8 protein-coding genes and 1 pseudogene are annotated in these 9,554 nt (G+C 41.1%); 6 read left to right on the plus strand and 3 right to left on the minus strand.

Annotation, left to right across the window (positions count from 1 at the left end):
- The 3 genes and pseudogenes from CXF78_RS02620 to CXF78_RS02630 form a co-directional block, all read right to left on the minus strand.
- A pseudogene (locus CXF78_RS02620) lies at positions 1–660 on the minus strand (hypothetical protein); the annotation flags it as partial.
- Between the two features lie 25 nt (positions 661–685).
- Positions 686–1,303 (minus strand): hypothetical protein, encoded by a 618-nt coding sequence (locus tag CXF78_RS02625; RefSeq protein WP_102035886.1) that lies wholly within the window; start codon positions 1,301–1,303, stop codon positions 686–688.
- A gap of 338 nt (positions 1,304–1,641) precedes the next feature.
- Positions 1,642–2,967 (minus strand): sigma-54 dependent transcriptional regulator, encoded by a 1,326-nt coding sequence (locus CXF78_RS02630; RefSeq protein ID WP_102035887.1) that lies wholly within the window; start codon positions 2,965–2,967, stop codon positions 1,642–1,644.
- Positions 2,968–3,535: 568 nt separating this feature from the next.
- Here CXF78_RS02630 and CXF78_RS02635 point away from each other — a divergent pair.
- From CXF78_RS02635 to CXF78_RS02660, 6 genes are all read left to right on the plus strand, one after another.
- A complete protein-coding gene (locus CXF78_RS02635; RefSeq protein WP_102035888.1) occupies positions 3,536–4,717 on the plus strand; it encodes a C15 family peptidase in 1,182 nt (393 codons plus the stop codon).
- An 82-nt stretch (positions 4,718–4,799) separates the two neighbouring features.
- Positions 4,800–5,411 carry a SprT family zinc-dependent metalloprotease gene (locus CXF78_RS02640; protein ID WP_102035889.1) on the plus strand — a complete coding sequence of 204 codons (612 nt, stop codon included), beginning with the start codon at positions 4,800–4,802 and terminating at the stop codon, positions 5,409–5,411.
- A gap of 93 nt (positions 5,412–5,504) precedes the next feature.
- Entirely contained in the window at positions 5,505–6,269 is a 765-nt protein-coding gene (locus CXF78_RS02645) for an endonuclease (RefSeq protein WP_102035890.1), read from the plus strand.
- 50 nt (positions 6,270–6,319) lie between these two features.
- Complete coding sequence (rsmE, locus tag CXF78_RS02650; RefSeq protein ID WP_102035891.1) at positions 6,320–7,060, plus strand: 16S rRNA (uracil(1498)-N(3))-methyltransferase; 741 nt, start codon at positions 6,320–6,322, stop codon at positions 7,058–7,060.
- Positions 7,061–7,098: 38 nt separating this feature from the next.
- Positions 7,099–8,052: a glutathione synthase gene (gshB, locus tag CXF78_RS02655; protein ID WP_011636030.1), complete on the plus strand. Its 954-nt coding sequence runs from the start codon at positions 7,099–7,101 to the stop codon at positions 8,050–8,052.
- Between the two features lie 83 nt (positions 8,053–8,135).
- Positions 8,136–9,428: an alkaline phosphatase gene (locus CXF78_RS02660; RefSeq protein ID WP_102035892.1), complete on the plus strand. Its 1,293-nt coding sequence runs from the start codon at positions 8,136–8,138 to the stop codon at positions 9,426–9,428.
- The last annotated feature ends 126 nt before the right edge of the window (positions 9,429–9,554 follow it).

The raw sequence follows: 9,554 nt of genomic DNA on the forward strand, positions 1-9,554 counted from the left end.
GACATATTCAACGCTATCTTGAACAACCCCCATATTCATCGTGCCGTTATGCCCAGTGCTTTGCACATTAGACACACTAGCTTCACCTAAACGACCATTGTATGAAGACGCGGCCATATTGTTGGCCTGAATATTGTTGTTACCTGCAGCCACGTTGACACCAATATTACCTGAGGCATTCATGAACGACGCACCATTGATGGTTGATGTATTAGTTGAGGCTTCGTTCCACACACCATTAAAGCCACCCATTTGCGTACTGAATATTTCAGCATCACCAGAGCCAAAAGCAAAACCGGCATCAATAGAGGCTAATGCAGCAGAGTTACTTTGCGCATTAAAATCACCTGCTGCTTGGTTAACACCAATATTACCGCTAGAGTTTTCAAATGCATTACCAGATATTTTAGCGTCGTTATCGTGATAATAATTTTCAACTAAATTTGCACTAGTTTCCTGCACATTTTCAACCACAGCCATGCCTAAACCATTAGCCGTTATAGTGCCCTCGATGGCAACTTTACCTTTATATTTAAGCTCTTTAGATACGTCTATTTTTTTATCTAATTCAACACTACTGTCTGAATCAGTCATTCCATTTGCGTATGCAGAACTACTCATTATTGCTGCAATACTTAGCACTAGAGTGAGTTTTTTCATCTTCCATTCCTCCGATCGATGATTATTAATTCCCGCTTGGTAACTGCAACGAGAACTGGTTAATGGCGACATTGTTATCACCAGAAATTTGATTAACTTGCATCACGCCCTGCGCATCCAAAAAGCTGTCTGGAGCGATGTCGGCTTGATAGTGTGATAGTTGATAAGATGACGGTGCTATTTGGCTCGATACTTGAGTTAACCCTTCATCATTTAACCCCTGGCCCATGATGGTTTCTAAGGTCGAGTCCATGGCAATACTGCCTATGTTAGCTTGCATATTTTGCTCACCGCTGACTTGATTAATACTGGCTAAGCCCTGAAATTGGGCAAAGGCTTGGCTGTCTATTACAGAGGTGAGTTGCTTACTCACCTCTGTAATAGAAGTAGATTGTGGCAATTGGTTATAATTAATTATTTGAATGGAAGCACGATGGCCTAATGCATGACTGTTAGACTGAATATTAAAATCACCAGCAGCTTGATTGATACTTGCCCGACCTGCACCTTGCATCACATGTGAACCAATCACCGAAGAATCATCAGCATAAGAATGAGCAGCCAGCAATAACGCACTTAGCTGTACTCCTCGCTTCAATGATAAATGCAATAATTTGCAATGTACCCGGTTCATGATTTCCATAAGAGATTCCTTCCATGCTCGATACATGGATATAGCAACCCTCATGCCAAAAATAAAAACTTTATTTTTCAATTGGATATACTTTAACAGTGAAAGTATATTCTCAATATTAAGAATATAAACCGCTAGGTTGTTGAAATTATGTTTAATTTAAAATAAAAGCTAAATCTTAGTAATAAGACTGAATGTGCCAGCAGTATTTTTTGACGAGGTTCAACTCAGATTAATAGAGTAAGTGAATAGAATAAATAAACAGAGTTGGGAATAACTGACTTATATAAAGTGGTTGAGTATGTAGATAAAGGAATAAACCGACATTTGGTTAGATACTAGCAAAGTTAAATTAGTTGTAAATCATGCTTGTCCATAAGTCGATAAAAGGTCGCTCGTGAAATATCTAAATAACTTGCAGCCAGTTCAACTCGACCGTCGGCAATTAGCATAGCCTGTTGTAATGCTTGTTTTTCAGCATTGTCTTTTAAGGTTTTAAGCGATAAAGCAATGTGACGCTTTTTTTCTATATTCGCTAACTCTAGGTTTTGTGCACTGATCTGTGGCGTGTCGCACAATACCACAGCTCGACGAACACGGTTGATTAACTCGCGGACATTTCCAGGCCACGGATAGTTTAGTAATGCATGGCAAGCAGTTTGTGATAAAGGCTTAGTCACTAGTCCATATTCATTCGAATACACTCGAATAAATCGATTGGCTAAACCGATGATATCATCACGCCTTTCTTTTAATCTTGGGGTGTTAATGGTTATGCCATTCAAACGATAATAGAGATCTAATCTAAAATTACCTTGATCAATGGCACTTTCTAAATCCACATGAGTCGCCGCTAAAATACGCACGTCAGCCGATTGCGGAGTACCGCCACCAACGGAGTCGTATAAACCTTCTTGTAAAAATCGTAATAAATTAACTTGCAGCTCAGCGGGGAGGTCACCAATTTCATCTAAAAATAGTGTTCCACCATTAGCCAATGCTATCTTGCCTTTTCTGGTACTTGTAGCGCCTGTAAAAGCCCCCTTTTCATGACCAAATAAGTCCGATTGAATTAAGCCCGCCGCCATAGCACCACAATTAACCGTAATAAATGGTCCATCTTTTCGGGAAGATAATTGATGTAACTTGGTCGCCACTAATTCTTTACCAGTGCCAGATTCTCCTCGAATAAGCACAGGAATATCAGTAGGTGCCACGCGCTCAACTTGACGGAATAACTGTTGCATTACGTCTGATTGATACACAGCGTTTTCGGTTTCTTTACCCGTGAACTCAAGCTGTGGAACATGATGTTGCTGCTTTAATTTAGACAAGCCAATACCATGACCTAAACACTTTTCTAACCTTTCTGGATCAATAGGGCTAGTGCAAAAGTCCCAAGCATATTGCGCAATAAAAGTAGTAATATCAGCAATGTCGAGTTGTGATTTATTGATGAGTACAATGATATGAACCCTAGGGTCTAATTCCCGAACCAGATAATTGATTTCATTTATAGTATTGTCTTTTCGAAGATCGATTAAGCACAGAGCACAATTAATGGGTATTTTGTTTTGATCATACTGATCGATGTAGTGAAGCTGAAAGTTTAATCGAGAAAGTACTTCATTTAGCTCATTACACTGAAAGCCTGCCATTAGTAATGGTTCCATGTTGATATCCTTCCGATACAGTGAACACCAAAGTGCTGGCACAAGATTAGTTTGTGCACCTTATCTCTAGATATAACTGGATAATATTACTGAAATAAAAATCCTGCTCATTCGCTAATCGCTTATATCTTCGGTAACTAAATACATAAACAACGTATTAACTCATAAGTTGTATCATTATTTGGTTGAATATGAATACATGATCAAAACCACACTTAGTGCATTTTTAACCATCTTCTTATCGACTTATCACCCCAGATTAACCGTATGATGAGTAATTTCAGTGTACCTGTTATCCCTGCTACATCTTTCTTATGCTCTTAGTATGGTATAGAAGCGCTAATAGTATAGAAAAATAGTCATTAAACTGTCATATCTGCAACATTTACCCCCCTACAAAGTGGTTAACTTCAATCCATAATTTAAAATCGATTTACTGACACAAGTCTCAAAACCCTATTAAACCACCTAAACAACTGTGTTATAACTATAACGTAGATGCCTCACGGGCAGTAAAGTCGTTAAATGCAACCCAAAGATAACCATCTAGGGTCCTAAAGGAACCATAATGATTAAACACAGTGCTTTTATAATGTTAAGTACATTGGCATTAACCTTATCTACTGCAGTTAATGCAGGGCCGCTCTCAAAAGATGTTGAAGAGATGCGAGTATCAAAAGCTGGGCAAACAATGCCTAATGTGGTTAATCGTTATCAAGCTATCAGTGATACTGTAGAGGTCAAGTTAGCCCAATCCACTGATGAGTTAGCGGTTACCGAAATGGCCGCGCATCAAGGGCATAGGTTATGGCAGCAAGCTGTACGTGATGTGCAATCGGGACACAGTGATGATCGCTCCTTGTACTGGAGTCGTTTAAGTATGCGTAACGTCCTAAAGCAAGAAAAAGCTGGGTTCAATGTGGCCGATTGGCAACGTGATATTTTAGTCAAAGCTGTTGAAAAATCCTCTCGCGGTTTTAGTGATATTGAGTTTTCTCCCGATACACAAATTAATATTTTAGTGACCGGTTTTGACCCTTTTTTCCTTGATAGAAACATCGGCCAAAGCAATCCATCAGGTTTAGCAGCGTTAGCACTCGATGGCTATCGTTTTGACGTAAATGGTAAAAAAGCACAGATCGAAACGGTGATGATTCCAGTAAGATATGCCGATTTCGACAATGGTATTATCGAGTCGTTACTCACACCGTTTTATCGTGACAACAGTGTCGACATGGTATTTACCATCAGTATGGGTCGTGAGAACTTCGATATTGAACGTTTTCCTGGACGTAACCGCAGTGCAGAAGCTCCAGACAATTTAAATGTCTTAACCGGTGCCAGTCAGCGCCACCCTAAAGCACCATTATTTAATAATGGAGCATCTACTGACGGCAAATTAAATGGCCCTGAATTTGTGCAATTCTCTTTGCCTATTGAAGCAATGGCGGCAGTGAAAGGTCATTGGAGTGTCAATGACAACAACCAAATTAGCACCTTATCTCGGGGCCAATTTAAGGCATCATCACTGGCAGAATTACAAAATGAAATTTCTGTAGAAGGCTCTGGTGGCGGCTATTTATCCAATGAAATTTCCTATCGCAGTATTTTACTTCGAGATCAATTTAACTTGAATTTACCGGTAGGACACATTCATACTCCACGTATTAAAGGCTACGACTCACAAGTAGAGTCAGACATTGTCGAGCAGATACGCGCCATGATAGCTGCAGCAGCGAGCACACTGTAATGCCTACAAACTAACTTAACAGGCCAATACTTTACTTGCCTGAATCTTTCATTAATCATTCAAGCAAGTGAAGCTCACCAACATGTTTAAAAATATTTTCAATCTCACCCAGCGCGCGCACCAAGCACTAACGCAAGATGTTCACGAAAAGGGGTCTTCATTATCAACAGGGCCTTGCCCCCACCAAACGCAGAACACTACCGTGAGTAATCCATTACAACTGCAGATCTTGGCCAAAGTAGAAGCTGACTACCTGTTAGCCGAACAACATTTCAAACGTCAATTCCCACGCCCTAGTGTAGATTTCAGCTTGCGTGGAAAAAGCGCCGGAACGGCGCACTTACAAACCAATAAATTACGTTTTAACCCAGTGTTACTCGCTGAAAATCATGACATTTTCATTAACGAAGTGGTGCCACATGAAATTAGCCACCTGTTGTGTTTCCATCTATTTGGTAAAGTAAAACCTCATGGTAAAGAATGGCAGAGCGTAATGCTGACAACATTTAAAATTACTCCCAAGACCACTCATCAACTCAATACTCAATCGGTCAGCGGACAACAATTCGAATATTTTTGTGGCTGTGGCAGCATCAACTTAACCATAAGACGTCACAACAGAATTGTCCGAGGCCAAACTCAATATCGCTGTCGCCACTGCAAACAAACATTAACCTCTTTTAACCCTAAATAACCTTTGCTCGTAATAATAAACAGTATCAATTGCGTCATCGCATCTGATGGCTTAACATCAGCAAAAATGACAGGCTAAGCCTGCGCTGTAACGATGTTTTTGTTAATTTTAGGGTTTATTTTGCGCTTATCATCCACACACTCTTGGTTATTTGGGGTGTCGCTTCTGTGCGGCATTTTTTCATCCACACTTATCGCAGCAGAACATCCAAGTAGTTTTGGTAAAGCGAAAAAAGTTGCCAAAAAGATTTACCAACAACACCTACCTCTCAGTTCCTTTTATTGCGGCTGCGACATCGCCATAGCAGGCAAATTATGGCAAGCAGATCATGCTAGCTGTGGCTATCAGGTTAGAAAACAAATTATTAGAGCCAACCGTATTGAATGGGAGCATGTGGTTCCCGCTTGGGAATTTGGTCATCAACTGCAATGTTGGCAAGATGGCGGCCGTAAAAATTGTGGTAAAAACAACAAGAAATTCAAAAAAATGGAAGCCGATTTACATAATCTCGTTCCTGCTGTCGGTGAGGTCAATGGCGATCGCAGCAACTTTAGGTTTAGTGATTGGGGTGGAAAAGCGGATCAATACGGGCAATGTGAAATGATTGTCGACTTTAAAGGCCGCAAAGCACAACCGCCTAAACGAGCAAGAGGTCCTATTGCTCGCACTTACCTTTATATGCAAAAAATCTATGGTCTTCAAATTAGCAGCAGTCAGCAAAAATTGTTTAATGCATGGGACAAAATGCAGCCAGTGACGGCAACTGAGTGCAAGCGTGATACCTTAATCGCTGCTAACCAAGGTAATCATAATGATTTTGTATTCAAACAATGCCAAAATAACGGCTTAGTTCGTTAATTGGCGATCAAGCTTTCCCTTGAACAATTGGTTAAATAAGGTCAACACTGATGAGAGTCCCACGTATTTTTCAGCCCCTAGACAATTTACAGCAAGGGCAAACTCTTCAATTAGATGAGGATGGCGTCGCCCACATTGGCCGAGTATTGCGAATGGGGATGGGTGACCAAATCAGCTTGTTTAACGGTGATGGCAACGATTACTTAGCTGAAATCATTGAAACCAGTAAGAAATCGATCGCTGTCACGGTCTTAAGTTGTGAAGCTAATAATAGCGAATCACCATTAGACCTACATTTAGGTCAGGTGATTTCACGCGGAGACAGGATGGAGTTTACAGTTCAGAAGTCAGTAGAGTTGGGTGTAACAACCATTACTCCGTTATTTTCTGACCGTTGTGGTGTCAAACTGAGTGGTGAGCGCTTAGAGAAAAAACTGCAACAATGGCAAAAAATTGTTATCAGTGCCTGTGAACAATCTGGCCGCAGTATTGTTCCGATTGTTCGTCCAGCAATGACATTGGCGCAATGGTGTGAAGAGTCCACCGAAGCCTTAAAACTGAATTTGCACCCGAGAGCCTCACACGGTATTAATGGCTTGCAGTTATCAGGTCAACACCAGAAAGTAAGATTATTAATTGGCCCAGAAGGCGGTTTGTCTGACGAAGAAATTGCCATGACAGAAACCCAACATTTTACCGATATTTTATTGGGACCAAGGGTGCTTAGAACAGAAACTGCGTCATTGACTGCCATTACCGCATTACAAGTTAAATTTGGTGATATTGGGTAAACCGATATCTTCCCTGCACATTATTAAAGGATACACACATGATTAAGCTCGGTATTGTTATGGACCCGATCAGCGACATTAACATCAAAAAAGATTCGAGCTTTGCGATGTTATTAGACGCACAAGCACGTGGCTACCAATTGTTTTATATGGAAATGCATGACCTTGCTATGGTCAACGGTAAAGCCATGGCCACGATGCGTGAATTATCGGTTAAGCAAGATGCTGATCAATGGTTTACTTTAGGCGAGTCTGTTGATACTCCGTTGGCCGAACTTGATGTGATCTTAATGCGTAAAGACCCACCATTTGATACCGAATTCATCTACGCGACTTATATGCTTGAACGTGCGGAAGAAGAAGGTGTGTTGATTGTTAACAAACCGCAAAGCTTACGTGATGCCAATGAAAAACTGTTTACGGCATGGTTTTCTGAATTTACGCCTGAAACCATTGTGACTCGTGATGCGAAACGTATCAGAGCATTCCACCAGCTAAAACAAGACATCATTTTAAAACCACTAGATGGTATGGGCGGCACGTCTATTTTTAGAGTGAAAAAAGATGACCCTAACGTTGGTGTGATTATCGAAACATTAACCAGTTATGGTCAACAATACGCAATGGCGCAAGCCTTTATTCCAGAAATCACTCAAGGTGATAAGCGTATTTTAGTGGTGGACGGTGAACCGGTACCTTATGCATTAGCCCGTATCCCGATGAAAGGTGAAACCCGTGGCAACCTAGCTGCTGGCGGCAGTGGTGTAGCCCAACCATTATCAGAAAGTGATTGGAAAATTGCGCGTGCTATTGGTCCTGAATTGAAAAAACGTGGCCTTATTTTTGTCGGCTTAGACGTTATTGGCGATAAGTTAACTGAAATCAATGTAACTAGCCCAACCTGCATTAAAGAAATTGAAGCAGCGTTCGACGTTAATATTACCGGCATGCTTATGGATGCCATCGAAGCCCGTATTAGTCAGCAAAAATAGGATTAATCATGCATTTTTTATCTACCTACCAACGGATAATCAGCAGATTATTATTGGTATCTAGCTTGATCGTAACGGGGGCTATGGCTGATGAAGTCATTATGCCGCCTGCAGTTGCTAATACAGCAAGTAATAATGTACCAACTGTGGGTCCATCAAGACCTAAAAATATCATCATTATGATAGGTGATGGTATGGGACCGGCTTACACCACCGCCTATCGTTATTATAAAGATAATCCTGACACAGAAGAGATTGAACAAACTGTGTTTGATCGCTTACTCGTTGGTATGGCAAGCACTTACCCAGCTTCCGTCAGTGGTTATGTCACCGACTCTGCCGCATCTGCCACAGCACTGTCAACTGGGGTTAAAAGTTATAATGGTGCCATTGCCGTTGATACCGAAAAACGCCCACTCACAACCTTAATGGAAAAAGCCAAAGCATTAGGCTTGTCAACGGGTGTAGCAGTTACATCCCAAGTAAACCATGCTACACCTGCAGCATTTTTGGCTCATAATGAAAGCCGTAGTAATTATATAGATATTGCTGAGGCTTATTTAACATCTGATGCTGATGTGATTCTTGGTGGTGGCCAGCAATATTTCACTCCAACATTACTTGAGCAATTTAGCGCTAAAGGCTACCAGCACATCAGTGAATTCTCTGAGCTAGCATCAGTGACTACGCCAAAAGTATTGGGGCTGTTTGCAGATGTACAATTGCCTTGGGCCATTAATGATAAACAAGCGCATAAACTCAGTCATATGACCCAAAAGGCATTAGATTTACTGTCACAAAATGAGCAAGGTTTTGTATTGTTAGTTGAAGGCAGCTTAATTGATTGGGCTGGCCACAGTAACGATATTGCTACCGCTATGGGTGAAATGGATGAATTTGCATCCGCTATCGAAGTGGTTGAACAATTTGTTCGTCAAAGTAAAGACACCTTGATGGTTGTGACAGCAGATCATAATACCGGTGGATTATCAGTTGGCGCACATGACAAATACGAATGGCACCCTGAAGTACTGCATAAGGTTAAAGCCAGCCCTGATGTCATTGCTACCCGTGCTATTGCCGAAGACAATTGGCAGCCTTTAACGGCAACGCTTCTTGGCTTTACTCCAAATGAAGCGCAATACAGTCAATTACAAAGCGCACGCATGCAAGGTAATGAACCATTATCAATCGCACTGCGTAAGCTAATTGATATTCAATCGAATACCGGTTGGACAAGTGGCGGTCATACCGCTATGGATGTCCAAGTCTTTGCTGAAGGCCCTGGCGCTAGATTATTTAGCGGTCATCAAGACAATATTGATATTGCGATTAAAATGTTTAGCTTATTGCCACAATCGGTGCAAACACCTTAATCAATGACTGACGGCTATGTCTAACACAATCCTCCGCTATCAACGTCAAGGGTTGTGTTAATATCAGTGTGTTTATCTTATCACTAGCATTATGAGCAACCGACGTGTTAACAAATCCATCTCAAG

Origin of the sequence: Shewanella sp. 11B5 (assembly GCF_002836795.1) — a bacterium.
Lineage (GTDB): Bacteria > Pseudomonadota > Gammaproteobacteria > Enterobacterales > Shewanellaceae > Shewanella > Shewanella frigidimarina.